Source organism: Streptomyces sp. NPDC020875, assembly GCF_040641415.1.
Lineage (GTDB): Bacteria > Actinomycetota > Actinomycetes > Streptomycetales > Streptomycetaceae > Streptomyces.
This window is the reverse complement of record NZ_JBFADP010000044.1, coordinates 1-26,697: the sequence shown is the minus strand read 5'-3', so window position 1 is coordinate 26,697 and position 26,697 is coordinate 1. Positions and strand designations below refer to the sequence as shown.

General features: G+C 74.4%; 17 protein-coding genes and 2 pseudogenes. 12 read left to right on the top strand and 7 right to left on the bottom strand.

The annotated features are described in order from the left end of the window. Window positions 1–14 precede the first annotated feature (14 nt). From AB0G74_RS24145 to AB0G74_RS24125, 5 genes are all read left to right on the top strand, one after another. Window positions 15–1,052 carry an iron chelate uptake ABC transporter family permease subunit gene (locus AB0G74_RS24145; RefSeq protein ID WP_361149776.1) on the top strand — a complete coding sequence of 346 codons (1,038 nt, stop codon included), beginning with the start codon at window positions 15–17 and terminating at the stop codon, window positions 1,050–1,052. Continuing rightward, window positions 1,049–2,167, top strand: coding sequence for an iron chelate uptake ABC transporter family permease subunit (locus AB0G74_RS24140; protein WP_361149773.1), 1,119 nt, complete (start codon window positions 1,049–1,051; stop codon window positions 2,165–2,167). Before AB0G74_RS24145 ends, AB0G74_RS24140 begins: the two co-directional genes overlap by 4 nt. A 297-nt stretch (window positions 2,168–2,464) precedes the next feature. Next, a complete protein-coding gene (locus AB0G74_RS24135; protein ID WP_361149771.1) occupies window positions 2,465–4,960 on the top strand; it encodes a SpoIIE family protein phosphatase in 2,496 nt (831 codons plus the stop codon). A gap of 274 nt (window positions 4,961–5,234) precedes the next feature. Further along, a complete protein-coding gene (locus AB0G74_RS24130) occupies window positions 5,235–6,503 on the top strand; it encodes an MFS transporter (RefSeq protein ID WP_361149768.1) in 1,269 nt (422 codons plus the stop codon). A gap of 238 nt (window positions 6,504–6,741) precedes the next feature. Then, on the top strand, window positions 6,742–8,010 hold the full coding sequence (locus tag AB0G74_RS24125) for a glycosyltransferase (RefSeq protein WP_361149765.1): 1,269 nt from the start codon (window positions 6,742–6,744) through the stop codon (window positions 8,008–8,010). 134 nt (window positions 8,011–8,144) lie between these two features. Here the strand turns inward: AB0G74_RS24125 and AB0G74_RS24120 are convergent, their stop codons facing one another. Continuing rightward, window positions 8,145–8,981, bottom strand: coding sequence for a nitroreductase/quinone reductase family protein (locus AB0G74_RS24120; RefSeq protein ID WP_361149762.1), 837 nt, complete (start codon window positions 8,979–8,981; stop codon window positions 8,145–8,147). A 1,354-nt stretch (window positions 8,982–10,335) separates the two neighbouring features. Here AB0G74_RS24120 and AB0G74_RS24115 point away from each other — a divergent pair. Both AB0G74_RS24115 and secD read left to right on the top strand, forming a co-directional pair. Beyond that, window positions 10,336–10,746, top strand: coding sequence for a hypothetical protein (locus AB0G74_RS24115; protein ID WP_361149760.1), 411 nt, complete (start codon window positions 10,336–10,338; stop codon window positions 10,744–10,746). A 226-nt stretch (window positions 10,747–10,972) separates the two neighbouring features. After that, window positions 10,973–13,318 (top strand): protein translocase subunit SecD, encoded by a 2,346-nt coding sequence (gene secD / locus AB0G74_RS24110; protein WP_361149758.1) that lies wholly within the window; start codon window positions 10,973–10,975, stop codon window positions 13,316–13,318. A gap of 270 nt (window positions 13,319–13,588) precedes the next feature. Here the strand turns inward: secD and AB0G74_RS24105 are convergent, their stop codons facing one another. From AB0G74_RS24105 to AB0G74_RS24090, 4 genes and pseudogenes are all read right to left on the bottom strand, one after another. Then, a complete protein-coding gene (locus AB0G74_RS24105) occupies window positions 13,589–14,086 on the bottom strand; it encodes a GNAT family N-acetyltransferase (protein ID WP_361149756.1) in 498 nt (165 codons plus the stop codon). Window positions 14,087–14,107: 21 nt separating this feature from the next. After that, window positions 14,108–14,332 (bottom strand): annotated as a pseudogene (locus AB0G74_RS24100) (VOC family protein); the annotation flags it as partial. 271 nt (window positions 14,333–14,603) lie between these two features. Next, window positions 14,604–14,729, bottom strand: a pseudogene (locus AB0G74_RS24095) (VOC family protein); the annotation flags it as partial. Between the two features lie 38 nt (window positions 14,730–14,767). Further along, the gene (locus AB0G74_RS24090; RefSeq protein WP_361149754.1) at window positions 14,768–15,496 is read right to left on the bottom strand and encodes a siderophore-interacting protein; all 729 of its coding nucleotides are present in this window, start codon (window positions 15,494–15,496) and stop codon (window positions 14,768–14,770) included. A 106-nt stretch (window positions 15,497–15,602) separates the two neighbouring features. On the opposite strand from AB0G74_RS24090, the gene AB0G74_RS24085 reads away from it, so the two are divergent. The 3 genes from AB0G74_RS24085 to AB0G74_RS24075 all read left to right on the top strand — a co-directional run bounded on the left by AB0G74_RS24085 (window position 15,603) and on the right by AB0G74_RS24075 (window position 20,294). Further along, on the top strand, window positions 15,603–17,699 hold the full coding sequence (locus AB0G74_RS24085; protein ID WP_361149751.1) for a penicillin acylase family protein: 2,097 nt from the start codon (window positions 15,603–15,605) through the stop codon (window positions 17,697–17,699). Next, entirely contained in the window at window positions 17,689–18,312 is a 624-nt protein-coding gene (locus AB0G74_RS24080) for a GNAT family N-acetyltransferase (protein ID WP_361149748.1), read from the top strand. Before AB0G74_RS24085 ends, AB0G74_RS24080 begins: the two co-directional genes overlap by 11 nt. A 431-nt stretch (window positions 18,313–18,743) precedes the next feature. Continuing rightward, window positions 18,744–20,294, top strand: coding sequence for a SpoIIE family protein phosphatase (locus tag AB0G74_RS24075; RefSeq protein ID WP_361149745.1), 1,551 nt, complete (start codon window positions 18,744–18,746; stop codon window positions 20,292–20,294). Between the two features lie 24 nt (window positions 20,295–20,318). On the opposite strand, the gene AB0G74_RS24070 is transcribed toward AB0G74_RS24075, so the two are convergent. Further along, on the bottom strand, window positions 20,319–21,818 hold the full coding sequence (locus tag AB0G74_RS24070; protein WP_361149742.1) for a hypothetical protein: 1,500 nt from the start codon (window positions 21,816–21,818) through the stop codon (window positions 20,319–20,321). Window positions 21,819–22,047: 229 nt separating this feature from the next. Here AB0G74_RS24070 and AB0G74_RS24065 point away from each other — a divergent pair, with 229 nt between their 5' ends. Continuing rightward, window positions 22,048–23,178: an aminoglycoside phosphotransferase family protein gene (locus AB0G74_RS24065; protein WP_361149740.1), complete on the top strand. Its 1,131-nt coding sequence runs from the start codon at window positions 22,048–22,050 to the stop codon at window positions 23,176–23,178. A 122-nt stretch (window positions 23,179–23,300) separates the two neighbouring features. Here the strand turns inward: AB0G74_RS24065 and AB0G74_RS24060 are convergent, their stop codons facing one another. After that, entirely contained in the window at window positions 23,301–23,876 is a 576-nt protein-coding gene (locus AB0G74_RS24060; RefSeq protein WP_361149737.1) for a hypothetical protein, read from the bottom strand. Window positions 23,877–24,387: 511 nt separating this feature from the next. Here AB0G74_RS24060 and AB0G74_RS24055 point away from each other — a divergent pair. After that, on the top strand, window positions 24,388–26,571 hold the full coding sequence (locus AB0G74_RS24055) for a terpene synthase family protein (RefSeq protein WP_361149735.1): 2,184 nt from the start codon (window positions 24,388–24,390) through the stop codon (window positions 26,569–26,571). Window positions 26,572–26,697 lie beyond the last annotated feature (126 nt).

The window sequence follows — 26,697 nt, the reverse complement described above, 5'->3', positions numbered from 1 at the left end:
GCCGCGCCACCACCATGGCCACGATCTCATCGGCCCCGCCGGGCGGTGCCTCCCGAGAGGGGGGCGCCGCCCGGCGGGTCGTTGCCGGTATGTCCGCGGGGCTGGTGCTGCTCGCCCTCGCGCTCTTCGCCAGTGTGATGTTCGGCAGCCGTACGACCTCCTTCGGGGAGGTCGTCGACGTCTTGTCGGGCACGGCCGACGCTCAGGTCACCGCGGTCGTCGAGAGCCGCTATCCGCGGACGGCGCTCGCCGTCCTGGCGGGTCTCGCGCTCGCCGTCGCGGGCACCCTGATGCAGGGCGTCACCCGGAACGCCCTCGCCGAGCCCGGACTGCTCGGTATCAACGCGGGCGCGTCGGCGAGTATCGTCACCGCGACCGCGTTCCTGGGCGCGACCGGCAGCACGGCCGCCATGTGGTGGGCGCTGCCCGGGGCGCTCGTGGCCGGGGTGCTGGTCCTGGTCATCGGATCGGGGGGCTCCGGGCGGAGCCAGGTCCGGCTGGTCCTGGCGGGCGCGGTGCTCACCGCCGTACTGATGGCCTATATCCAGGCCGTGACCCTGACCGAGCCGCAGGTCTTCGACAGCTACCGCTACTGGGTGGTCGGCGCGCTGGGCGGCCGGGACTTCGACGTCTTCCGGGCGATGGTGCCGTTCGCGGCCGTCGGGCTGCTGCTGGCGGTGATCCTGGCGCGCGGGCTGAACGCGCTCGCCCTCGGCGACGCCACGGCGGCGGCCCTCGGGGCCCGTCCGTGGCTGGTGCGCTCCGGCGGGCTGATCGCGGCGACGCTGCTCAGCGCGTCGGCGACCGCGGCCGTCGGGCCGATCGGATTCATCGGGCTCGCCGTGCCGCATGTCGTCCGGGCCGTGGTCGGGGTCGACTTCCGGCACCAGATCGTCTTCGCCTGTGTCGCGGGGCCGACGCTGCTGCTCTTCGCGGATGTGGTGGGGCGGGTCGTGATGCGGCCGCAGGAGCTGATGGTGGGCGTCGTGACCGCGTTCATCGGCGCGCCCGCGCTGCTCGTCGCGGTCCGGCGGATGAGGGGGAACGCATGACCGTACGGGAGCTTCCGGTCCGGGACGCCGGTACGGCGGACGGGCCCTCGCCCGCGGGCCCCGGCGGTCCTCGGGGGCGGGCCGGGCGGCCGAAGGGGCTGGTACGGCTGGGGCCGGTGGCCGTGGCGGTCCGGCCGCGCGCCGTCGTGGTGGCCCTCGGGCTGCTGGCGCTGACCGTGGTGGCGTCGGTGGCGACCCTGACCCTGGGACGGCTCGGGATTCCGCTCGCCGAACTCGGTACGGCGCTCTCCGGCGGCGCCGAGGGCCGGGACGCGTTCGTCCTGGAGCGGCTGCGGGGGCCCCGCCTCGTGGTCGCCCTCGGCACCGGCTGCGCCCTCGGGCTCTCCGGGGCGCTGTTCCAGTCCGCGACCCGTAACCCGCTGGGCAGCCCGGATGTGATCGGTGTGGCCGCGGGGGCGGGGGCGGGCGCCTCGGCCGCCGCGCTCTTCCTCACCGGGACCGTGCCGGTTCCGGTCGGGGCGCTCGTCGGGGCCGTACTCGCGATGGTGCTGGTCTATCTGTCGACGGGTACCGGGTTCCGCAATCCGGGGCGGCTGGTCGTCGCGGGTATCGGGGTCGCAGCGATCTGCCAGGCCACGACGCAGTACGTCGTCTACGCGATGGAGCGCGACAACGCGTCGGCGCTGACGGCGTACATCAACGGCAGTCTGTCGTCCCGCTCCTGGGAGGACGCGACGACCATCGGGCTGGTCCTGCTGGTGGCGGCGGTGCCGCTGCTGCTGCTCGCCCGGCCGCTGGGCGCGGGTGAGATGGGCGACGACATCGCCCAGGGTCTCGGGGCCGAACCACGGCGCACCAAGACCTGCGCCGTGGTCCTGGCGATCGTGCTCGCGGCGGGGGCGGTCGCCGTGGCGGGGCCGATCGCGTTCATCGCCCTGACCGCGCCCCAGGTCGCCAAGCGGCTGACCCGGCTGCCGGGGCCGCATCTGCTGCTGTCCGGGGTGACGGGGGCGCTGCTGCTGGTGGTCGCCGATCTGTGCGCGCAGCAGCTGCCGCTGTTCGAGAATCTGCCGGTCGGGATCTACACGATGGCGATCGGCGGCGCGTATCTCGGGCTGCTCATCCTGGGGGAACGGCGGCGGGGTCGGCTCTGACTCGGGGTGTCGGGGGCGGTGCCGGGGGTGCCGCGTCCGCCGTCCGCGGGTCGTAGCGGGTCGACCGCGGGGTTCCCCGCCCCCTGTGCCTTCGGCGACGGGGAGGGACTCCCTATCTCCTTGGCGCCCCGGCTCGCCTGGGGGCCGCCCCGCGACCCGGGAACCGCACGGCTGGTCGCGGTGGCCGGGATTCACCAGGACAACACTCCCCCAGGGTGGGGCGGGCACCATAGAGTGGGCGGCCACGGCGGGGGCCGTGGCACTGTGCAGGCCGTGGCTTTGGGGGCGATACGGGCCTTGACCAGGCAAGACTTTGCGTTCTGCGAGGCCGGGTGCGCGGCCGTCTATCTGCTGGGCGAGGACGGGGACCGACTGGTGCTCGCCGAGTCCGCCGAGGCGGCGGGTGCCGGGTACGGGATGCCCTCGGTGTTTCCGCTGGCCGGACGTTCGCCCGTGGCCGAGGCGTTCCGGACCGGCAGACCCGACTGGCTCGGCCCCGCCGCGCTCGCGGCCCGTACCGCCGACGACTCCGCCGGGGACGGCGGTCCGGACTCCTCCTTATCGGAGACGTCCGGTGACGGGCTGCGGGACCGGGTCAAGCTGTGGCCGGACGGGACGGCTCTGGCGGTGCTGCCGCTCGGCGGGCACGCCGGGCGGCGCGGCTGCCTGGTCGTGGCGGGGGTGGTTCCCGAGGGGTTCGACGCCGACCGGCGATTACTGCTGGAGCTGTACGCGGACCAGGTCTCGGCCCGGGTGGAGGCGTCCCAGTCGCGGCTGCTGCGCCGGGGCGAGCCGGTACCGGACGGGGGCAGGGGTCTGGTGCCGCCGCGCAGCGGCTCTTTCTGCGTCGAGCTGGACACCGGGGCGATGACCGCGGACGGGCAGATGCTCGATCTGCTGGGGCTACCGCCCGGGGAGTTCGACGGGCGGGCGACGACCCTGGTGGCCTGTGCCGTGCCCGACGACGTACCGGCGCTGATGTCGGTGGTGGAGCCGGGGCAGGGGGCGTCGTCGGAGCATCAGCTCGCCTTCCGGGTCCGCTGTCTCAGCGGTGAGCTGCGGTGGCTGGGGCTGCGCTGCCGGATCGTTCCGGCGGGCGACGGCGCCCCGGGCCGGATGCTGGGTGTGGTGGCGGACGCCTCCTATCTGCGGCCCAGCGCCGACGAGGTGTCGCGGGTGCAGCGGCTGTCGGCGGAGCTGGCGGGGGCGACGACGGTCCGGGAGGTCAGTGAGACCGTGGCGGCGGCGCTCCGTGATCCGCTGGGGGCGACCCGGGTCGCGGTGGCGGAGGTGGAGGCGGAGCGGCTGATCGTCACCCTGCTCGATCCGCCGGAGCCGGACGCCTGGCCCGATCTGTGGCGCTCGGAGTGGCGTTCGGAGTGGCCCGACGCCCCCAGTAACGAGCTGCCGACGCTGCGGCGGGCGCTGCGCGACGGTACGGTCACGGCCTGGCTGCCGGGCGCCGATCTGGAGCCGGGGCTGCTGGACATCGGGCCCGGTGGTCTCGCCGTACTGCCGTTGCAGGCCGACGGCCGGGTGGTCGGGGTGTGTCTGGTGGGGTGGGACGAGGAGCATCGTTTCGTCCCGGAGGAAAGGTCTCTGCTGACGGCGACGGCGAGTCTGGTGGGCCGGGCGCTGACGCGGGCGCACGCCCTCGACGCGCGGGCCGAGCTGGCGCGCACCCTGCAGCGGAGTCTGCTGCCGAGGAAGCTGCCCGATCTGCCCGGCGGGAGTGCCGTGGCGCGCTATCTGCCGGCCACGGTGGGGCTGGAGGTCGGTGGTGACTGGTACGACGTGATACCGCTGCCGGATCACCGGGTGGCGCTGGTCATCGGCGATGTGCAGGGGCACAGCGCGGAGGCCGCCACGATCATGGGGCAGATGCGGACGGCGATCCGGGCGTACGCGGTCGAGGGGCATCCGCCCGATGTGGTGCTGGGGCTGGCGAACCGGCTGCTCACCGGCATGGAGACCGATCTCTTCGCCACCTGTTGCTATGTGGATCTCGATCTGGAGCAGGGGTCGGCTCTGCTGGTCCGGGCCGGGCATACGTCGCCGGTGCTGCGGCGGCCGGACGGGGCCGCGGAGGAGGTCGAGGTCCGGGGCGGGCCGCCGTTGGGGGTGCTGCCGGAGGCGCGGTATCCGATGACGGAGGCCGTTCTGGAGCCGGGCACGGTGCTCACGCTGCTGACGGACGGTCTGGTGGAGTCGGCGCGGCTGCCGCTGGACGACGGGATGGCGCGGCTGCGGGCGCTGCTGTCGGCGGCGGATCCGGTGGATCTGGGGCGGACGGCCGACGAGTTGCTGGCGAACGCGGAGCGCCGGGACGACGATGTGGCGCTGTTGCTGCTGCGGTACGACGGCACCGCCGGGCGGCCGTTGCGGGCCCGCTGGCCGGTGTGGCGGCTGCCGGACGCGGTGGTGCACGCCCGGCGTTTCACCGAGCGGACGCTGCGGTCGTGGGGTGTCACGGGTGAGGTGGATGTCCCGCTGCTGATCGTCTCCGAGCTGGTGACCAATGCCGTGACGCATACCCGGGGGCGGATCCGGCTGGATCTGACGCTGAGCGGGGAGCGGCTGCGGATCGCGGTGAACGACGCGTCGCCGCGCGGGCCGGTGCGGTCGGCGTCGCTCGATCTGGAGGCGACGGGCGGCCGGGGGCTGCTGATCGTGGGGGCGCTGGCGTCGGATTCGGGGTCGCTGCCGTTCGCCGGGGGCAAGCGGGTCTGGGCGGAGACGACGGTGGAGCGGGCCGGGGCCGAGGCGGTCGCGGGGGCGGTCTCCCCCGGCTGACGGCCGTTCGTATGACCGGCCGTACGAGCCGGGGAGCGTGCCGTCCGGTCATATGATCCGACCTCTTCGGCGGCGATCGGGGTCCTTCGCGCGTGCCCGGTCGTACCGCCGGGCCGTAGGGTGGCGGGGTGAGACGACGACATTGATCCTCCACTGAGGGTCCTCCGTCCGGACCGGGGCGTGCCGGTGCGGCGGCCGGAGTGTGTGACCGCGGACCACCCGCGGGGCGTGCCCGTGCCGTCCGACACCCGTCACACGCCTCCGGAGTCTCCGTATGCGCTTCTTCCTGCCCTTCTTCTCCACCGTCGGGTCCGTTCCCGGCCGCCCCGGTGCCGCTCCGCCGCCCTCGCGCGCGGTGCGGCGCCTGGAACTGCGGCTGTACGCCTATGCCGGGCTGAAGGACCTGGTGCTGCTCTATCCCGTCTATGCCCTGCTCTTCGCCGAACACGGTCTGGAAACCGCCGAGATCTCGTCCCTCTTCGTCCTCTGGTCGCTCACCGGGCTGCTGGCGGAGGTGCCGTCGGGGGTGTGGGCGGACACGGTGTCGCGGCGGCTGCCACTGGTGGTGGGGGCGCTGATGACGGGCGCCGGGTTCGCGCTGTGGACGCTGCTGCCGTCGTATCCGGCGTTCGCGGTGGGTTTCGTGCTATGGGGTCTGGGCGGCGCGCTGGGTTCGGGCGCGCTGGAGGCTTTGGTGTACGAGGAGTTGGAGCGGCTGGGCGAGACCGCGCGCTACCCGGGGCTGATGGGTCGTACCGCCGCCGCCCTGACGCTGGCGACGGCGGTGGCGACCGCCCTGGCGACGCCGGTGTTCGCGGTGGGCGGCTTCCTGGCGCTGGGGTTGGCGAGTACGGCGGTGTGCGTGCTGTGCGCGCTGGCCGCGGCGGTGCTGCCCGAGCACCGGGAGAGCCGGGCGGCGGCCGGGGACGAGGGGGACGGCCGCGGCTACAAGGCGACGCTGCGGTCCGGGCTCGGGGAGGTGCGGCGGGTGCCCGCCGTCCGGTCAGCGCTGCTGACGGTGGTGGTGGTGACCAGCGTCTGGGGGGCGCTCGACGAGTACGTGCCGCTGCTGGCGGCGGCGACCGGGGCGGCGATCCGGGACGTACCGCTGCTGGTGCTCTGCGTCTACGCGGGGGTGGCGCTCGGCGGGGTGCTGGCCTCGCGCGCCGGGGGCATCGCGCCGGTCCGGGCGGCGGCCCTGCTGGGGGCGGCGTCGGTACTCCTCGCGGCGGGCGGACTGTCGGGTACACCCGCCGGATTCGTCCTGCTGGCCCCGGCGTTCCTGGTGTTCCAGCTGATCGACGTGGTCGCGGACGCCCGGCTCCAGGACGCGCTCCCCGGTTCGGCCAGGGCGACGGTGACATCGCTGGCGGGGCTGGGGGCCGAGGCGTCGACGCTGGTCGTGTACGGGGTGTACGGCGCGGCGGCCGGATTCACCGGCCACGGTGTGCTGTTCGCGCTCTTCGCGTCGGTGTACGCGGTGACGGCGGCCGGTTTCGCGGTACGCGGGCGGGCCGGTGGGCGCGGCGCCGTCCCGGAGTGAGCGGCGGCCGCCGGGGGCGTACCGGCCGTTGGCCTGAAGGCGTCCACGACGGTACGGGGGCGGCCCGGGCCGCTGTACCGTTGCGGCGCCGTTCAGCGGACGGGGCGGTCCGGCCGGGGGGCCGGATCGCCGTCGGCGGGGTCCCGGTGTGTTCGAACAGGGTGCCGGGGGCCGGGTGGCGGCCGGATCCCGCCGCGCCGCGGCCCCGGGCTTCGTACCGGGCGGCATACTGCCGATCATGCGCGTGGCGGTGATGACGGCGGGATCACGGGGTGATGTGGCCCCCTATACCGGGCTCGGACACGGACTGGCGGAGGCCGGGCACCGGGTGACCCTGGTGACGCACGGGCGGTTCGCTCCGCTGGCGGACGCCGCCGGGCTGGGGTTCCACGCGCTTCCCGTCGATCCCCGGGCCGAGCTGGATTCCGTGGCCGGGCGGGGGCTGCACCGCAGTGGTACGCATGCCGGGAAGCTGCTGCGGATGGTGGCCCTGGCGCGTTCGGTCGCCGGGGATCTGACGGACGGTCTGATCGCGGCGGCCGAGGAGAGCGACGTACTGCTGCTGTCGGCGGCGGTCGCCCCGCTGGGTCTGGCGATCGCCGAGGGGCTGCGGCTGCCGTCCCTCGGGGTCTATCTCCAGCCGCACGCGGTCACCGGGGAGTTCGCGCCGCCGATGGCCGGGCCGGGGTCCTGGGGGCGGCCGGTGAACCGGCTGGCGGCGCGGGCGGTGAACGCGGCCGTGGACGCCGTCTTCACCGGCGCCGTACGGGACGCGCGGGCCCGGCTCGGGCTGCCGCCGACCTGTGACCGGGGTGCCCGGCGGGCCCGGGAGGACGGCGACTGGCCGGTGCTGCACGGCTTCAGCGAGCGGGTCGTGCCGCGGCCCGCTGACTGGCGGCCCGGCCTGCGGGTCGCGGGCTACTGGTGGCCGTACGGCCCTCCCGGGTACGCCTTGCCGACCGGGCTGACCGGCTTTCTGGCGGCGGGCCCCGCACCGGTCTACGTGGGGCTGGGGAGCGCGACCGTGGCCGATCCCGCCCGGGTGAGCGCGATCGTGACCGGGGCGCTGCGGGCGGCGGGGCTGCGCGGGGTGATCCAGTCCGGCTGGGCGGGCCTGCGGGCCGACGGCGACGACATGCTGACCATCGGCGAGATGCCGCATGAAGCGCTGTTCCCGCGGATGGCGGCGGTGGTCCATGCCTGCGGTGCCGGGACGACGGCGGCCGGGCTGCGGGCGGGGGTGCCCGCCGTGCCGGTGCCGGTCCAGTTCGACCAGTCGTTCTGGGCGGCCCGGTTGACGGCGCTGGGGGTCGCGCCCGCGCCCGTACCGCTGCGGCGGCTGACGGTTCCGGCGCTCGCCTCGGCGCTGCGCCGGGCCACGGGCGACGAGGGGCCGCGGATCCGCGCCCGGTCCCTCGCGGCCCTGCTGGCCCGGGAGGACGGGGTCCGGCCGGTGCTGGAGGCGCTGGAGGCGTACGCGGAGGACGGTGGCGTACCGGGCCGTTGACCCGGTGGCGTACGGGGCACGGCCCGGGAGCCGGCCTCCTGCCGTACGGGCCCGGGCGCGCGGTTCCCCGCGCGCCTCGGCGCCCCGTCCGCGTACGGCACCCCCCGGGGCGGGGGTGCGTACCGGTCGGCGGGCTACTGGGTGAAGAGGGGGATCAACTGCTCTTCCTCGTAGACCAGATGGGCGTCCAGCTCGGCGGCGAGCCGGTCGACCTCGGCGAGGGTGGCCCCGGGGTCGGGGTTCTCGGCGGTGACGGTCCGCCGCAGCTCCTCCAGCAGGGCGGCGATCTTCTCGTGCTCGGCGGCGAGCCGGGCGACGACCGGGGCCATCTCCGGGAACTGGTCGGCGATCATCGGGAACATGCCCTGGTCCTCGCCGGTGTGATGGTTGTGCAGTCCGGCGCAGAGGGTCAGGCAGTTGGTCCTCAGCTGGACGCCGAGGCTGCTGCCCGAGGCGGCGACCTCCTCGCGGATCAGGCCGATCTCACGCCGCAGTCCGTCGTGGATCCGGGTGAGGACGCCGCCGAAGTCGGTCTCGCCGGAGACGTTCGGCGGGCCGTCCTCGATCGCGTCGAGGGCGACGACGGGGATCTTCCGGGCGGTCCGGGCCTGGTATTCGGCCCAGCCGTCGTCGGTCTCCGTCGCGCGGGCCCAGGCCAGGTCGTGTTCCTCGCCGCGCAGGACGGCGGCCTCGGCGTCATAGGTGAAGACGCCGTTCTCCACGGTGACCCGGGGGTTGGCGACGAGATTGTGGTACCAGGCCGGATGGCGGGCGGCTCCGGCGGCCGAGGCGATGACCAGTACCCGGCCGTCGCCGTCGGGCAGATAGGCGACGGGCGTGGTGTGCCGGTTGCCGCTGCGGGCCCCGGTGGTGGTCAGCAGCAGCAGGCGGGCGCCTTCGAAGGGGCCGCCGACCCTGCCCCGGTTGGCCCGGAACTCTTCGATGATCTTCGTATTGAACTCGTTGGGCATGCGCTTCTTCCGTGTGCGGTGCGGGACGCCCCGGCGGTCCGCACGGACCGGGCACGGCCGGTCCGCGCCCGTCGCGGGGGCGGTGGGGATACAGGAGGAAGAAGAGCTGAGGGCGGGGCGCGTGCCCGCCACGGCCTCACTCGGAGGCCGGGCAACCCTTGTGATCATGGCGCATGGCCGACCCGGTAGTCACGGCCGTGACATTATCCGACCGCCGGGAGAGGCGGCAAACATATTTTCGTTACGCCCCGGGCCGCCGCCGGGACGGGCCGTACGCACCGACCAGGCCGGCCGGGGCCGGAGTTGACCGAACAGGGGACACCGAATACCGGGCACCGGAGCCGGGTCGTACGGCCGGGGTTCCGCCCGGCCGGTCCCGTTCGACGCCTTCCGGTTCCCGTCCGTCACCCGCATGGCGATGCTTTTCGGCCAGACTCTTATATGGAGTGAATCCGGCGATATCCCTGGGGCGGGCCGTAGCGGAGTGAGACGCACGCCACCCGCCGGAGCCCGCGGCGGAACCACGCACTACTGGGTAGTACCAGGTCGGACGGGCGCCACCGACCGCCGGAGCCGCGCCCGTCCGGCCGCGCCCCGCCGAAACGGCCCGGAAAAACGCGAGGCACCGTCAATTCACCGTACGTCGAATTCTGTTCGATTCCCCCGGGCCGTACAGGGGCGAGATCCGGCGCCGCCGCTCGAACAATCCTTCCGGCCGCGATCCGCGACGGAGCCCGGACGACACTGAACGGGCGATCAGCGGAACGCCTTCCGCCGCCGGGCGCGGCCGTCCGGCCGGAGCGCGGCCCCGCCGGCTCCCCCGCCGCGCCCGCAGGGACCCGCGCGGAACGTCTCCCCGGCACCCCGGACCCGGCCTAAAGATGTTCTTGTTCCGGTGGCGGCACTGAGGGCAGGCTTCCTACGCACCCCGATTGACAGGAGCATGACCCGGATGAGTCCCCGGGTTCCCGTCCGTCGGCGCGCACCGAGGGCCCGCCCCCCAACGGGCCCTGACCCCACCGGCGGGAAGCACGCCGACCCGAGTGTCCGTCCCCCCACAGCGGCGCCTCCCGGCCCGTACGGCCCAGGCCGTGCCCCGGGCACGGTGTCCGTGACGGCACTCATCGCTTCCGCCGCCGGTACCGGTCCGGGCGGGGACGGCCGGCCCGTCCCCGCCCCGCCGTTCCGGCCCGGTGTCCGACCGGTCCGCCACCGCCGCCGCCCGGGCCCGGCTGGTGGTCCTCCGTCGGCGGGGGACCACCGGCCCGATCGGCGACCCCGGTTCCGGACCGGGTCGCGGGAGCACGGGCTAGGCTGTCCCCGGCGGAGGGTCCACGACCGGGAGGGGGTCGGCATGCGGCAGCGGGTACGCGCGGTGTTCCCGGCTCTGCTCTCGGCGGTCCTGCTCGGAGTCTGGGCCCTGCTGACCGTGTTCACCGGCGGTACTCCGGTCTCCGGACCGCCCGTCGCTACGGGCGTGGCGGCCACCCCGGCCTCCCCCGTCCGTTACGAGGGGCAGCGCCAATCGGCGGCCCGGCCCGACCCCCGCCGTACGGCGGTGACCGCCGTCGCGTCCGTGGTGGCCACGGATACCGGTGAGCGCCCCGCCGGACCGCCGTTCGCGGCCCCGGGGCCCGTACGCGCCGGATGCCCCGCCCCGCCGGCCGGGCACGAGCCCGCCGACCCCCGGCAGGAGCGCGCGCCGCCGTGCCGGGACGGTGACTCCACCCGTACCCGCGCTCCCCCTTACCTCCTCGGCAGCTGAACCCCCGGCGACCGCCCCTGCGGCGGGACGCCTCGGTGTGCCGCGTCCGTACGCGCCGCCCGCAGCCGTACCCGGATCCGTATCCGGGTGACGGCGGGCCGGGCGCCGGACGTGTGCCCTCCGGTACCGGTCGCGCTCTCGTCCGCCCTGGTGGCGGCGGCCCCGGACCGGCCCCCTTTTACTGTGCGCGGGCGCTTGGCGTCCGCGTCCCAGCCGTGGAGCACCCATGCCTTCCCGTCCGTCGCCCGCCCGCCGTTCCGCGGGCAGGCCCCGTAAATCCCGAGGCACCTGGTGGCGCGCGATCGCGTCCCTGGTGGTCGTCGCCGTATCCGTACTCGTCGCCCTGAACATCGAGCCCCGGCTCGGGCTCGATCTGCGCGGCGGCACCCGGATCGTCCTGGAGACCCGGGACTCCCCCACCGTGAAGGCGGACGCCGCCGCCACCGACCGGGCGCTGGAGGTGCTGCGGCAGCGGGTCGACGCGCTCGGCGTCGCCGAGGCGTCGCTGGCCCGCTCCGGGGAGCGGCGGATCGTGGTCGAGCTGCCGGGGGTGCGCGATCCCCGGGAGGCCGCCGCCGCCATCGGCCGGACCGCGCAGCTCACCTTCCATCCGGTGACCGGAGCTTCGGCCGGTCCGGCGACCGCGCCGGAGAAGGGCGGCGACGGTGCCCGTGTGCTGCCCGACCCTGACGCGCCGGGCAGCTTTCTGGCCCTGGCGCCGCCCGCGTTGACCGGTAACGGGGTGAAGGACGCCGAGGCCGTGCTCGACAGTTCGTCGGGCCGGGGCTGGATCGTGGATCTCGCGTTCCGGGGCGACGCCGGGAAGGACTGGGCGCGGATGACCGGTGAGGCGGCGTGTGCCGCGCCGGGCGATCCGGCCCGGCGGGTCGCGATCGTGCTCGACGACCGGATCGTCTCGGCGCCCGGGATGGAGCGCACGGTGACCTGCGGCTCGGGGATCACCGGTGGTTCGGCGCAGATCACCGGCGGTTTCGACCGGGACGGGGCGCGGGAGCTGGCGGCTCTGGTCAAGGGCGGGGCGCTGCCGGTGCCGGTGGAGACCGTGCACCAGAGCACCGTCGGCCCCACCCTGGGCGCCGACGCCATCCGGGCCAGCTTCTGGGCCGCGATCATCGGACTGGTGTGCACCGGTACGTTTATCGTGCTGGTGTACCGGCTGCTGGGGCTGCTCGCGACGGTCGCGCTGGCGCTGTACGGGCTGATCTCGTACGCCGCCGTGGTGGCGCTCGGCGCGACACTGACGCTGCCGGGGCTGGCCGGGTTCGTGCTGGCGATCGGGATCGCCGTCGACGCGAATGTGCTGGTGTTCGAGCGGGCCCGGGAGGAGTTCCCGCGGACCGGGCGGGATCCGGTGGATCCCCGGCGTCCGCTCCGGATCGGCTTCGACAAGGCGTGGAGCGCGGTCGCCGACTCGCATATCACCACCCTGCTGGCGGCGGGCCTGCTGTTCGCCTTCGCCACCGGCCCGGTGAAGGGCTTCGGGGTGGTGCTGGCGATCGGGGTCCTGGCGTCGCTGGTGTCCGCGATGATCATCACCCGGCTGTTCGCCGAGTGGGCGCTGAGCCGCTCGTGGGTCCGGGCCCGGCCGGGACTGACGGGTATCGCGGCCAAGGGTCGGCTGCGGACCCGGCTGGAGAAGCGCCCGCCCCGGCTGATGCGGCGCCGAAAGCTCTGGCTGGGAATCTGCGGCGGGCTGCTGCTGGCGGCGGTCGCCGGGATCGGGGTGCGGGGGCTCGACTTCGGGGTGGAGTTCACCGGCGGCCGTCAGACGGAGTACGTCACCGGGCGCGTCGTCGACGCGGACACCGCGCGCCGGGCGGTCTCGGACGCCGGGTTCCCCCGGGCCGTGGTCCAGGAGTCCGGCGAGGGCGGCATCACCGTACGGACCGGTGAGCTGAGCGACGCCGAGCAGAACCGGATCCGGGAGGCGCTGGGCGAGGCGGCGGGCGGTGCCCGGGTGGAGCGGGACGAGCGGATCGGGCCGAGTCTGGGGTCGGAGCTGCGGTCCCAGGCGCTGATCGCGCTGGCGGTGGCGATCGCGGCGCAGCTGGCCTATCTGGCGTTCCGGTTCCGCTGGACCTTCGCGGTGGCGGCGGTCGTGGCGATGGCACAGGACGTGCTGCTGGTGGTGGGGTTGTTCGCCTGGCTGGGCAAGCCGGTGGACAGTGTCTTCCTGGCGGCGCTGCTGACGGTGGTCGGCTACTCCGTGAACGACTCGGTCGTCGTCCTGGACCGGCTGCGGGAGCTGCGGCGGTCGGCGCCGCGCGCGGCCTGGTCCGATCTGGCGGATCTGGCGGTGGCGCAGACGCTGCCGAGGACCGTCAATACGGGGATGGGCGCGTTGTTCGTCCTGATGGCGCTGGCGGTACTGGGCGGCGACTCGCTGACGGACTTCTCGGTGGCGCTGCTGGCGGGGGTGGTGACGGGGGTGGCGTCGACGGTCTTCACCGCGATGCCGCTGGCGGTGATCCTGACCTCCCGGCGCCGCGACCGGGCCCGTCCGGCGCCGGTGAAGCCGCGGGACCGGAACCCCTCGGGGGCGGTGGTCTGAGCCGGGGCCCCGGGGCGCGGCCGGGTCGTTCGGGTCCGGCCGCGGCACCGGGGCGGGTGCCTCACGGTGGTGGGGTCGTAGGGCCGTCCGGTCCGTACGAGGCGGTCGCGGGCGGCACCGACCGGGTACGGGGCCGGGCCGTCCTCCGGGCCCGCCGCCACGGGCGGCCGTCGGCGGGATCGGGGCCGTACCTGTCGAGAAAGTGCACCGACGGCCGGAACGGCCCGGGAACCGGTGGCTCGCCGTCGCCGGGCGGCGGCCCCGGCGGGGTCAGCCCTCCGGGGTCAGCCGGAAGTGGAGTTCGGGGCGGGGCCAGCCGACGACCGGGGGGTCGGCGGGTACGGTGCCGGTGCGTGCCGCGCCGACGGCGCGGTAGAAGCCCTCGGCGGGCGGGTGCGAGACGACCCGGACGGTATCGAGGCCGTGTTCGCGGGCCTCGGCGGTCATATGGTCGATCAGCAGGCGTCCGATGCCGAGGCCCTGGGCGCGGTCGGCGACGAACATCAGGTCCAGTTCGGCGGCGTCGAGCAGCAGGGCGTAGAAGCCGAGCGGGGTGCCGTCGGCGTCGGTGGCGACATGGACGCGGTGGGTCTCGATGTAGACGGGTCCGACGGTGAGCCCGGCGACCATGGCGGCGTAGTGGCCCTCGTAGGCGCGTGAGCGGCGGGCCATCGCGGTGAGGCGGCGGGAGTCGGCGCCGGTCGCGCGCCGGATCCGGATGCCGTCGGCACGGGGCTCCGGGGCCGCTGCCGTCATGGGTGAACTCATGTAGTGAGTATTACATGTGGGTCAGTCGCGCAGAAAGAGACAGAAGGGGTGCCCGGCGGGGTCGAGGAGGACCCGGACGTCGTCCTGCGGCTGGTGGTCCGGCTCGCGGACGCCGAGGGAGAGCGCGCGGGCGGCGGCGGCGGCGAGGTCCTCGACATGGAGGTCGAGGTGGAGCATCTTCTGCTGGGCGCCGGGCCGCTCGGGCCAGACCGGGGGTTCGTATCCCGGTTCGCCCTGGAGGGCGAGGGCGTGTTGCGAAAGTGGCGCCGTCCGCCCGAAGGGCGGGGCCCGCGGCGTCCGGTGCGTGCAGTCCGCGATGGCGGTGGGGGTCCCCCCGGCGGAGCCAGGGGGCGGTTTCCCTCGTACTGGACGTACTCGGGAAATCCCGACAACGCTGGGGGCACCCCCGTGCCCGAAGGGCTACGGGGGAGAATGCGCGTGCCGGGCGTCGCGGGCCAGGCGGGACTTTCGCAACACGCCCTAGCCGGACACCGGTGCCGCCGGGGGGCTGGAGGAGGATCCAGTCGGGTTCGGCGGCCCGGGTCTCCCAGCCGAGGAGGTGCCGGTAGAACTCCGCGAGCCGGGGCGCGTCGGCGCAGTCGAGGACGACGGTGGCGAGTACGGGCCGGGGGTACGGGGTCACGGCATGGCCTCCGGTGGTCGGCCCCCGGCCGGTCGGGGTCAGGCCGTGGCGCGCCAGTAGCCGAGCGCGTTGACCCGGTCCTTGGCGAGGGCGAGTTCCTTGCGGGCGTACGAGGCGAGGGTACGGGTGGTGGCGGTGTCGCAGGCGATCCAGACGTAGGCGGTGGTGGGGTCGCCGATCAGGGCGGGCAGGGCGGCCTTGACCTCGGCGACGAGCCGGGCGCCGCCGTTCTCGCGGGGGATCGCGCGCAGTTCGTGGTGGTCGGGGTCGAGCCGGAACGGGAGTTCGGCGTCGGAGGGGTGGCCGGTCTCGAAGAAGACGGTGGCGGGGACGCCGGGGAGGGCGTCGAGCAGGGAGTTGATCGCCGGGAGGGAGGCGGGGTCGCCGACGGCGACGATGCGTCCGGGGGCGGGTTCGGGGGTGGTGAAGCCGGTGCCCTGGAGGGTGGCCTCGATGGTGTCGCCGGTGCGGGCGGCGCGCGCCCAGTCGCAGGCGGGTCCTTCGTGGAGGGCGAATTCCAGGCTGAAGGTGCCGTTCGCGGGGTCGGGGTCGACCAGGGTGTAGGCGCGCTGGTGGGGCTTGCCCGCGTTGTCGAACCAGACCCGGACCCACATGGTGGGGTGGGCTCCGGTCTGGGCGAGCATGCCGCCGTCGGTGAAGTGGACGCGGTGGAAGCGGTCTCCGACCGCCTCGGTTCCGGTGACGGTGAACCGGAAGTCCTTCCCCCGCATCAGCTTGAGGACCACACCTTCCCAGCCATGCCCCACGCCCGACTCCTTCCCCTTCAATGGCGTTTGTTCATCCGAACGCCCGTGCAGTAACTTAGGCCAGCCTAACCTAAACGAGGTGGGCCGTTGTCAGCGAGGGGGACGGGTGAACTTCAAGGTCTACCGGGACGACTGGGGGATTCCGCATCTGCGGGCCGGGAGCGCCGACGCGCTCGCCCGCGCACAGGGGTGGAACGCCGCCGTCGACCGGGCCTGGCAGATCGAGGTGGAGCGGAACCGCTTCCAGGGCACGTCCGCGTCCTTCCTGGGCGCTTCCGCCGCCGGCTGGGACCGGTTCGCCCGGCAGGCCCGTCTCGACGACACGGCGCGGCGCTGCTTCGAGGCGCTGGACGAGTCCACCGCGACCTGGGTCCGCCACTACGTGGCCGGGGTGAACGAGGGGATGTCCGAGGGGGTCCGGCGCGCGCCCCAGTTCGCCGAGACCGGGCTCGTACCCCGTCCGTGGGAGCCGTGGGTGCCGCTGGGGATCTGGCTCGGGGCCCATGTCCTCTTCGCCGGGTTCCCCACCAAGATCTGGCGCGAGGAGGTGGCCCGCGCCCTCGGCGACGACGCCGTCGAGCTGTTCTCGGCGGAGGGCGCGAACGGCTCGGGGAGCAACGGCTGGCTGGTCGGCGCGGACCGGACCGCGCACGGCGCCCCGCTGATCGCCGGGGATCCGCACCGGCCGGTCGAGGACCCCGGGGTCTATCAGCAGATCCGGCTGGCCTGTGACGAGTTCGACGTACTGGGTCTCGCCGTGCCGGGAGTTCCCGGGATCGCGCACTTCGGTCACGCCGGATCCGTCGCCTGGGCCATCACCAACGCCATGGCCGACTACCAGGATCTGTACCGGGAGCGGCTGCGCGAGACCCCCGGGGGCGGGCTGGAGGCCCTCGGCCCGGAGGGCTGGCGGCCCGTCCGGGCCCATACCGAGACCGTCGAGGTCGCCGGGGAGGACCCGCAGGAGATCGAGGTACTCGAGACCGACCGGGGTCCGGTCGTCGTCGGCGGGCGCGGCGATGTGGAGGTGCTCAGTCTGCGCACCCCGCCCCGGGTCACCTCGGATCTCGGCTTCGCGGCGCTGCCCGCGCTGCTGCGGGCGCGTACCACCGGCGATGTCGACCGGGCGCTGGACGGCTGGGCGGAGCCGGTGAACGTGGTGCTGGCCGCCGACACCGCGGGCGGACTGCTGCACCGGGTCGCGGGCCGGGTGCCCCGGCGCCCCCGCGAGAACCTGCTGCGGACCGTGCCCGCGTGGGAGGCGGCGTACGTCTGGCGGGGCTGGCGGGCCCTGCCCCGGGCCGCCGTCGGCGCGGTCGCCGTGATGGCGAACGAGCGGGGGGTGGCGGAGCCCCTGGGGGTGGAGTTCGCCGCTCCGCACCGGGCCGCGCGGATCCGGGAGCTGCTCGGGGCGCGGCGGATGTGGACCGCCGAGGGGATGGCGTCGGTCCATATGGACACCCGGCTCGACTCGGTCCGACCCCTGCTGGCCGCGGTGGACCGGCTCGACGGTCTCGGCGAGGCCGCGGCCGGGGTCCGGTCCCGGCTGGCGGAGTGGGACCGGCGGATGGACGCCAACAGCGCCGAGGCCGCGCTCTACGCCGAGCTCCGGGCCGCCGTGGTCCGTCGGCTCGCCGCGCACCCCTTCTTCGACGGGCTCGCGAAGGCCGTCGCCGACGGGGACTGGCCCGACGAGCTGCTGCCGTGGACGGCGTTCACGCCCCGGGTGGGGTTCGCCCTGGAGAAGCTGCTCGGTTCGGCGTTCCTGCCGCCGGGTGATGTGACCGCGGCGGTCCGCGGCGCCCTGGAGGAGGTCGCCGCGGAGCGGGCGGGCAGTGGACGCCGCGAACCCGTCTGGGGCGACCGGCACCGGCTCGCCCCCTGGCACGCGCTGCCGGGCGGGCGGTACGACACCGCGCCCGAGGGCGGCTGGCCGGGCCTCTCGGGCGACCACGACTGCGTACTCGCCACCACGAGTGTCCCCGGCGTCACGGATCTCAGCTGGCGCGGGCCCTCCGCGCGCTATGTCTGGGATCTGGCCCGCCGGGAGAACAGCCGCTGGATCGTGCCGCTGGGCGCCTCGGGGACCCCGGGCGATCCGCACCAGCGCGACCAGCTCCCCCTGTGGCTGACGGGGGCGCTCGCCCCCGTCGTCACCGACTGGCACAAGCTCACCGAGGAGACCCCGCACGATGACCGCTGAATCCCCCGCCGCCGCGCCGACCGCGCCGCCGGTCCCGCGCGCCGACCGCGCGACCGTCCACGAGGAGAAGGTGTCCGGCTTCGGGACCGTACGCGTGGTCGCGCTCGACCCGGTCGCCGACCTCGACCTCGTCCACGGCTGGGTGACGGCGGACCGGGCCCGGTTCTGGGGCATGGTCGGCCATAGCCGGGAGCAGGTCCGGGAGATCTACGCGTATGTGGACTCCCTCACCACCCACCACGCCTTCGTGGTCGAGCGGGACGGCGACCCGGTGGCGCTGTTCCAGACGTACGAACCGGCCGCCGACCCGCTCGGCGAGTGCTACGACGTCCTCCCCGGAGATGTGGGCGTCCATCTGCTGATCGGCCCGGCGTCCGGCGGCGCCGCCGGTGAACGGGGCTTCACGGCCGGGCTGATGACGGCGCTGTTCGGTCTGGTCTTCGCGGACCCGGCGCACCGCCGGGTCGTGGTCGAGCCGGACGCCCGCAACGAGAAGGCGATCGCCCGGATGCTGGCGGCGGGCTTCGAGGCGGGCCCGGAGATCGAGAAGCCGGAGAAGCGGGCCAGGCTGGCGTTTCTGCGCCGGGAGCGCTGGGAGGCCGCGGGCGGCTGACCCCGCCCGCCGGAGGAGGCCGCGCCCGCGGAGGGGACGGGCGCGGCCTTCGCGTACTCCCCCGCCCGGCCCGCGCGCCGGACCGCTGGCCCGGTCCCGGGCCCGGCTCGGCGGCCCGGCGCGCGGGCCCCGTTCCGGGCCCGGACCGGACAGCCACCCGGCATCCGAAAGTTCGTGCGGAGCGCATCGATCGCACGGGTGTCTTCACTCCTGCGCCCCTTCCGTACGGCGCGCCCGGCAGGGTACACAGGATGCTGATCACCCCTCGGCGGCACACGACGCGCCAGCTGTTGGCATATGCCAACAGCATCGGCTGGTCGAGTGTTGCCAAATGCCTTACGAGCTCTCGCTCCCTGTGCGACAGTCGTAGCGACCCTTGTTCCGACCGTGCCCCAGACCGGCCCGAGGCCACGCCTGCATCGGAGTACGACATGCCGTCCCACGTGTTCGAGGACCGTTCCGGGGAACTGCCGGAGGACGGATCCGGCACGGGTTCCGTCGCCGTCGACGCGCTGATCCACCGGACACGCCGGCTCCGGGGCGCGGTGGACCGGGTCCGCCGTGACACCGTCGCCGACGAGAGCCATCCGGCGGGCCGCTGGCAGCGGGCCCTGTGCGAGCTGGCGGTCCATCAGCTCGACGATCTGGGCGCCCAGCTCGGCCAGTTGCGCCGGGGCATCTCCGAGGACACGGCCGACAGGACCCACACGGACTGCCCCGAGCTCTTCGGCGAGGACCGGGGTACGGCCCCGGTACCGTACGCCGGAATCCTCGAACGGGCCTTACCCGGACCGCCGGACGACGCGCCCGCACTCGCCGGGCACGAGGCCGATCACGCCCAGAGTTCGGGAACCCTGCTCAGCCGGGTCGGCAGCGCCGAGTGGAATCTGCTGACGGACGCGGTGAGCTGGTCCGACGAGCTGTACACCATCCTCGGGCGGCCCGTCGGCAGCGGCGCCATGACCCTGGACGAACTGCCGTCCGTGGTCCACCCCGACGACCAGGCGCTGCTCACGACCCTGGTGACGGGCTGTCTGGTCGACGGGCGCCCCATCGACGGGGAGTTCCGGGTCGTCCGCCCAGACCGCCGGACGCGGACCGTTCATATGATGGGCGAACCGGTACTAGGCCCCGACGGCTCCACCGCCTCGATGTGGGCGGTGTTCCGCGACGTCAGCGAGTTACGCCGGAGCGAGCGGGCGGTCCGCGAGAGCCAGGAGACCCTGCGGCGGCGACTCCACGCCGAGCGGGCCGAGCGCCGGATGGCGGTCGAGATGCAGGAGGCGGTCCTCCCGCCCTGGCGCGGCTCGCTCACCTTCCCCGTCGGCGGACCCGCCGAACTCGATGTCGCGGCCCGCTACTTCCCGTCCGGCAACGCGGATCTGATCGGCGGCGACTGGTACGACGCGCTGGAGCTGCCGACCGGCGCCTACGTCCTGAGCGTCGGCGATCTCACCGGCCACGGCGTGGCCGCCACGTCCTCCATGGCGATGCTGCTGGGCGCGCTGCGCGGCATGGCGGTCGCGGGGGTGGCCCCCGGGGCGGTGATGGGCCATCTCAACCATCTGCTGGAGACCTCCGTCCAGCCGACCCTCGGCAGCGCCGTCTGCTGCCGGATCGACCCGGCCCGGCGGACCCTCACCTGGGCGCAGGCGGGCCACCCGGCCCCGCTGCTCTTCCGCGACGGGACGGGGTGGCCGCTGACGCCCCCGGACGGCGTACTGCTGGGGGCGACCTCGGCCCCCGAGTACGAACAGAACGACGTCCAGCTGCTCCCCGGTGATCTGCTGGTGCTGCATACCGACGGGCTGACCAGGAACGGCGCCGCCGAGGAGTCCGGCACCGCCCGGCTGCTGGGGCTGGCCCCCGTGCTGTCCGGGGCCCGGGACGCCCAGGACGGGGTACGGCTGGTCGCCGAGGCGTTCGGCGGCGCCGGACGGCAGGACGACGCCTGTGTCCTGGTGGCCCGGGTCGGTGCCTGACCCCCGCTCCGGCGGCGGGCCGGGTCAGGTCACGGCGAGCCCGGCCCTCCGGGACGGACTGTTCGGCAGGGCCCGTTCCAGCTCCTCCCGGAGCGCGCCGATACCGGCGTGTTCCGCGTACCGCCCGGTCAGCCGGTACATCTCCCGCAGCCGGTCCCAGGTCCGGTGCGAGGAGGTCTCCCCCATCGACACCAGGGCCAGCCGGGCGTACCGGTCGGCCTCCTCCGGGTCGTCGGAGATGAAGCAGGACGACGCCATGGAGATGTAGTCGAAGATCTTCGACCGCTGGCGTCCGCCCTCCCTCAGTCGCAGCGCCTTACGGGCATGGCCCTGGGCGACGGGGGCGGCCGAGGGATCGTGTTCGGCCAGGGTGCGGTAGGCAAGCGCCTCCATCCCGTGCAGATCCGCCTCGTCGAACATCTGCATCCAGCTCGGCGGCGGCACATCGGTCCGGTCCGAGACGAAGAGCTGCTCCGCCTCGCCCAGTTTGCGGCGCATGGCCTGGCCCTGGCCCATGGCCGCCTGGGCCCATGCCTCGATGGTGCAGAACATCGCGCGGGTTCTCGGCAGGGTCTGCAGGCCCGAACCCGACTGGGCGAGTTTCATCAGATCGAGGGCCTCGTCGGGGCGGCCCAGATGGACCATCTGCCGGGCCGCCCGGGACAGCGCCTCACCGGCCCGGGGCCGGTCGCCGCCCTCCCGCGCGGCGTGCGCGGCGATCACGAAGTACTTCTGGGCGGTGGGTTCGAGGCCGACGTCGTGCGACATCCATCCGGCGAGTACGGCGAGATTGGCGGCCACGCCCCACAGCCGGGTCCGGATGTGCTCGGGATGGTGGTAGGCGAGGATGCCGCCCACCTCGTTGAGCTGGCCGACGACGGCCTTGCGCTGGAGTCCGCCGCCGCGGGAGGCGTCCCAGGCCCGGAAGACCTCGACGGACCGTTCGAGGGCCGCGATCTCCTGCGATCCGATGGGCGCCGCCTCGTAGCGGTCGTATCCGGCGGTATCGGCGTAGGCGGCGGTCGTGGTGAAGGAGTCGGTCACGAGTGCGGGTTCATTGTGCAACACGTCGTACATGGCGCCGGTGAGAGCGGAGCCCGCGGCGAGCGCCGCGCCCGCGCCCACCAGCCCGCGTCGGTTGAGCATGAGGTCCATTCCCGTGAATTCTGTGAGGACCGACGCCGTCCGGTCCGGCGCCCAGGGAAGGCCGTCGGGGTTCGCCGCGTGCTCCGCGGCCCGTGCGCCCTTGCGCCTGCCCGCTCTGCCGTTCCGGACGAAGCCCAGGTCCTCGGTGGTCACGACACGGCCGAGCCGCTCGGTGAAGAGGGCGGCCAGCACCCTCGGCACCGGATCGCGCGGGGTCTCCCCCATGTCGATCCACCGCCGCACCCGTGAGGTGTCGGTGGCCAGCTGCGGATGGCCCATGGCCGCCGCCTGCCGGTTCACCAGCCTCGCGAGCTCGCCCTTGGACCAGCCGGCCATGCCGAACAGGTCGCTCAGACGGGTGTTGGGTCCTCCGGACACGTAAGCCCCCAGGTTCTCGGCTGCTTCAACGGTAGTGCTCGCCCGAGGGGGTGGCGACTATTCGCCAGGGTTCGCCAGGGTCCGCCACATGGTGTGCCACCCGTGCGCTGGTGTGACGTAGGAACGCGCCACCCCGGTCCTTCCCTCGGCCGCACTCCCCAGGGTGCGGGGCCGACGGGCCGGGGCGGTGCGCGCAATCCGTCGGCGCACGAAGGGATCTGCTCTCCCCATGTACACAGCATCGTCCTCCGTGTCCGCCCCGATCCGGCCGCAGCGCCCCGCCGTGCCGGTCGGTACCGGACCGTATCTCGATCCCAAGCCCGCCGCGGGCCGGTTGCGGCGCCCGGTTCCCTCGGTGGGCCAGCCGCTCAGCGGCAGAATCGATCTCTCCGGCCCGCAGGGCGCGCAGTTGCGGATGGCGGTGGCGTCGGTGCACCGGATCTGCCCGGAGTTCCATCCGGTGCAGGTGCTGCGGCGCAGCGGGCGTTCCGTACTCATCGTCGGAACGACCGGGCGGACCACCGCCGTCGCCAAGTGCCTGCTGGACCACTCGCCGGTGTGGACCGAAAGGTTCCGGCATGAAATAGCGGCATACCGCACCTTCGTCCGGCACCGCCCCCAGGACGTCCGGGTACCGCGGCTGGTGGCCGCCGATCCGGAGAACTGCACCCTGGTGATCGAGCGGATGCCGGGCCGGGCGGCGGCGCTGAGCAGGCATCCGGCGGAGGCTCCGCCGAGGCCGGACGTCCGGGCCGCGGTGGGCGCGATCGTCCGGCTCAACGACTGGCGCCCGCCCGCCGGTCTCTTCGACGCGCCGCTGGACTACGCGTCCCGGATCACCCGCCACCATGAACTCGGTCTCTTCACCGATCGTGATCTGGGCGATCTGCAGAAGCTGCTGCGCGGCCCGTGGTCCACCGGCGGGCGGGGTCCGGTGGCCGAGTTCTGCCACGGTGACGCGCTGCTCTCCAACATCCTGCTCTCCCCCACCGGTCCGGTGCTGGTGGACTGGGAGCACGCGGGCTGGTATCTGCCCGGATACGACCTGGCGACGCTGTGGGCGGTGCTCGGGGACGCGCCGGGCGAGCGGCGGCGGATCAGTCAGCTCGCGGGCCGCAAGGGGCCCGCGGCCCGGGACGCGTTCCTGGTCAATCTGATGCTGGTACTGACCCGGGAGATCCGTACCTACGAGACGGCGGTCCAGCGGACCATGCGGGAGGCCCCGTCGGTGAGCGGGGCGGCGGCCGGCGGGTCCGGCGGTCCTTCGGCGGGTGAGGTGCAGCGGCTGCTGCTGCGGCGGCTGCACGACGACTGCGCGATGGCCCGCCGGGCGGTCCGGGCGGCGGTCGGCACGCGGTAGGGCACCGGCCGGGGCGCTTCCCCGGGCCGGGTGGACGATCGGCGCGACGGGCCCGGTACCTCGGTACCGGGCCCGCGGCGTGCGGGCCGGGGGCGGTGCGGAAGGCGGGGTGGTTCCGCCGGTCAGCGGGTGCGGCCGGTGATGTACCTGGCCAGTACCTCGGCGTCGGGGAAGCCGGGCGGCAGGGCGACGGTGCCGCGCCGGACCCGCCGGACCGGGTCCGGTACGGGGGTCACGCTGAGGGAGTGGACGCGGCGGACCTCCCGGCCGGAGGAGTCCTCGATCCGGGTGATGTGGTGGTCGGCCCGTTGGATCTCGTCCCAGGCGAGGACGGTGGGCCGGTGGGCGCCCTGGCGGTAGTGGGCGAGCCCGTCCTCGTAGAGCTGGATCCAGACGGCGGGGCGCTCGGGTCCCGGCCGGTGGGCGACGGCGGCGAGACCGACGATGAGGGTGATGAGATAGCCGAAGCCGAGTCCGAGCGCGACCCGGCCGTCGAGTTCGTCCCGGACCTGGATCAGGCCCCAGGTCGTCAGGGTGCCGACCAGCAGGGCGACGGCGCCGATGGCGGCCGCCTGGCGCCAGGATCCGTTGCGTTCCCGTCCGCCGACGGCGTGGTGGGCGGGGCCCGTCCAGCCGCGGTCGCGGACGGCGCCGGCGAGGAGTTCGGTGACGTCGTGCGGGACTCTGACTCTCTGCATCTGCTCCCCCACTGCCGTTCCCCGGTGCGGCGCTGCACGGGTGGTGGTGTACGGACGACCCGGCAGATCGTACACGGACCGACGAACACCTGTACTGGGAACCGATCTTCGACTTCCAGCCGGTCAGCGACGTATGACGGGGCGTCGGCCAGCCCGGGGAGGCAAGGCGGCGGCGGTTCCCCCGACAGGGCCGCCCGGTGGACGGTCCGGCCGGGCCGGGGAGCCGTACGACCGGACGGATACGGGCATTTCGCAAGGGCGTTCGAGGGATCGGGCCCAGGGGTGATACGTGACAGCGGGCAGTCCGGCCGGGCGGGGGCCGGGCCGGGGGTCCGATGGCTGCTGGGAGGGGGCGTGCGCGGCATCCAGGGGCGCGTCGGGGCCGACCCGTGCGCCCCGGCGATGCGTTCGTACGTTGATATGACTAATCGGTTCGGGGCGTGCTCCGTCCGGGGGACGGGCAGACACTGGCGGCGAGAACGTCCCGCCCGATCCGAAAGGCCCGGCACGCATGGCTCAGCCCTTTGTCCTGCCCGATTTCTATCTGCCCTGGCCGGCCCGGCTCAACCCGGCCGTGGAGTCGGCCCGGACCCATACCCGGGCCTGGGCCCGGTCCATGGGGATGCTGGAGGGGTCGGGCGTCTGGGAGGAGCCGGACCTGGAGGCGCACGACTACGCCGGGCTCTGCGCCTACACCCACCCCGACTGCGACCCGGAGACCCTCGCCCTGGTCACCGACTGGTACGTCTGGGTCTTCTTCTTCGACGACCACTTCCTGGAGATGTTCAAGCGGCCCCGGGACCGCCGGGGCGGCCGGGTCCATCTCGACCGGCTGGCCGCGTTCATGCCCGTGGAGCCCGGTACGGAGCCGCCGGAGCCGGTCAATCCGGTGGAGGCGGGGCTCGCCGATCTGTGGCGGCGGACCGTGCCCGCCATGGGGCCGGGGTGGCTGGCCCGGTTCACCGAGTCCACCCGCGATCTGCTCAACGAGTCCGACTGGGAGCTGGCCAATATCAACGAGGGCCGGGTGGCCAATCCGGTCGAGTACATCGAGATGCGCCGCAAGGTGGGCGGCGCCCCCTGGTCGGCCCAGTTGGTGGAGTTCGCGGCGGGAGCCGAACTGCCCGCGTCCGCGGCCCGGTCCCGTCCGCTGCGGGTGCTCACCGAGTGCTTCGCCGACGCCGTCCATCTCCGCAACGACCTCTTCTCCTACCAGCGGGAGGTCGAGGAGGAGGGTGAGCTGAGCAATGGCGTCCTGGTCCTGGAGACGTTTCTCGGCTGTCCGACGCAGGAGGCGGCCGAGGCGGTGAACGATCTGCTCACCTCACGGCTCCACCAGTTCGAGAACACCGCGGTGACGGAGGTCCCGGCGCTCTGTCTGGAGCGGGGCCTGACCCCGGACGAGGTCACGGCGGTCGCCCGCTACGTCAAGGGGCTCCAGGACTGGCAGTCCGGCGGCCACGCCTGGCATCTGCGGTCGAGCCGCTATATGAACGAGCGGGCCGGGACCGGCTCCCGCTCCGGCGGCCCGCTCGGCGGTTCGGCGTTCGACGTCCGCAACCTCTTCGGCCGCCCCGCCGAGGCCAGACTGCGGGCCCTCTCGCACACCCCGTACCGGCGGACCGGCCCCTCGCTCCTGCCCGAACTGGCCCTGCCGTTCCCCCTGCGGCTCAATCCGCACCACGGACGGGCCCTGGAGGCGTCGATCGCCTGGGCGGAACGGATGGGGCTGCTCGGCGACATCTGGGACGCCCGGATGCTGCGCGGCTTCGACTTCGCGCTCTGCTCGGCGGGGATCGACCCGGACGCCACCCCGGAGGAGCTGGAGCTGAGCGCCCTCTGGCTGACCTGGGGCACCTATGCCGACGACTACTACTCCGTCGTCTTCGGCCGCCCCCGCGACCCGGCGGGCGTCCGGCTCACCAACGAACGGCTGATGGCCTGTCTGCCGCTCGACGACCCGGCCGCCGCCCCGGCGTTCGCGGTGAGCCCGATGGAACGCGCGCTGGCCGAGCTCTGGGGCCGTACCGCCGGGCCGATGCCACCCGGGGCGCGGGACGAGCTGCGGACCGCGATCGGGGCGATGCTGGACAGCTGGCTCTGGGAGCTGGGGAATCTGACCCAGCACCGCGTCCCCGACCCGGTGGACTATCTGGAGATGCGCCGGGCCACCTTCGGCTCCGATCTGACGATGCTGCTCAGCCGGCTGCGGCACGAACGCGGCGTACCGGCGGCGGTGCTCCGCAGCGGCCCGGTGACGAGCCTGGTGGCCGCGGCCGTCAGCTACGCAAGCCTGCTGAACGATCTGTTCTCGTACCAGAAGGAGATCGAGACCGAGGGCGATCTGCACAACGCGGTGCTGGTCGTGGAGACCTTCTTCGGCTGCGACTGTCCGCAGGCCGTGGGGATCGTGGCGGATCTGATGCGGGGGCGGCTGCGGCAGTTCCTGCACGTCAAGGCGGAGGAGCTGCCGCTGGTCTGCGACGACTTCGGCCTCGGGGCGGCGGAGCGGGCGGCGCTCTCCGCCTATGTCGGGGAGCTGGAGGACTGGCTGGCGGGCGTACTGCACTGGCACCGGTCGGTCCGCCGCTACGGCCCCGAGGACATCGCGCGCGGCGCGGGGACCGTACGGCCGGGCCGGCCCACCGGGCTGGGAACGGCCGCGGCCCGGCTGGCGGGACCGGCGATCCGGTAACCCGGGCCCCGGCCGGGAAACGGAACGCGCCGGGGGGGGCCCGCCCCCCCGGGCGGGGGGGGCACCCCCCCCCGCCCCCGGCGGGGCGGGGCGGCGTACGACCCCGACGACGCCGAGTCGGCCGAG

Bases quoted from the DNA above. Each gene is read 5' to 3' on its own strand.
- AB0G74_RS24130 (WP_361149768.1), top strand. From the start codon at position 5,235: ATGCGCTTCTTCCTGCCCTTCTTCTCCACCGTCGGGTCCGTTCCCGGC.
- AB0G74_RS24115 (WP_361149760.1), top strand. From the start codon at position 10,336: ATGCGGCAGCGGGTACGCGCGGTGTTCCCGGCTCTGCTCTCGGCGGTC.
- AB0G74_RS24140 (WP_361149773.1), top strand. From the start codon at position 1,049: ATGACCGTACGGGAGCTTCCGGTCCGGGACGCCGGTACGGCGGACGGG.
- AB0G74_RS24145 (WP_361149776.1), top strand. From the start codon at position 15: ATGGCCACGATCTCATCGGCCCCGCCGGGCGGTGCCTCCCGAGAGGGG.
- AB0G74_RS24125 (WP_361149765.1), top strand. From the start codon at position 6,742: ATGCGCGTGGCGGTGATGACGGCGGGATCACGGGGTGATGTGGCCCCC.
- AB0G74_RS24120 (WP_361149762.1), bottom strand. From the start codon at position 8,981: ATGCCCAACGAGTTCAATACGAAGATCATCGAAGAGTTCCGGGCCAAC.
- secD (WP_361149758.1), top strand. From the start codon at position 10,973: ATGCCTTCCCGTCCGTCGCCCGCCCGCCGTTCCGCGGGCAGGCCCCGT.
- AB0G74_RS24105 (WP_361149756.1), bottom strand. From the start codon at position 14,086: ATGAGTTCACCCATGACGGCAGCGGCCCCGGAGCCCCGTGCCGACGGC.
- AB0G74_RS24075 (WP_361149745.1), top strand. From the start codon at position 18,744: ATGCCGTCCCACGTGTTCGAGGACCGTTCCGGGGAACTGCCGGAGGAC.
- AB0G74_RS24080 (WP_361149748.1), top strand. From the start codon at position 17,689: ATGACCGCTGAATCCCCCGCCGCCGCGCCGACCGCGCCGCCGGTCCCG.
- AB0G74_RS24065 (WP_361149740.1), top strand. From the start codon at position 22,048: ATGTACACAGCATCGTCCTCCGTGTCCGCCCCGATCCGGCCGCAGCGC.
- AB0G74_RS24060 (WP_361149737.1), bottom strand. From the start codon at position 23,876: ATGCAGAGAGTCAGAGTCCCGCACGACGTCACCGAACTCCTCGCCGGC.
- AB0G74_RS24055 (WP_361149735.1), top strand. From the start codon at position 24,388: ATGGCTCAGCCCTTTGTCCTGCCCGATTTCTATCTGCCCTGGCCGGCC.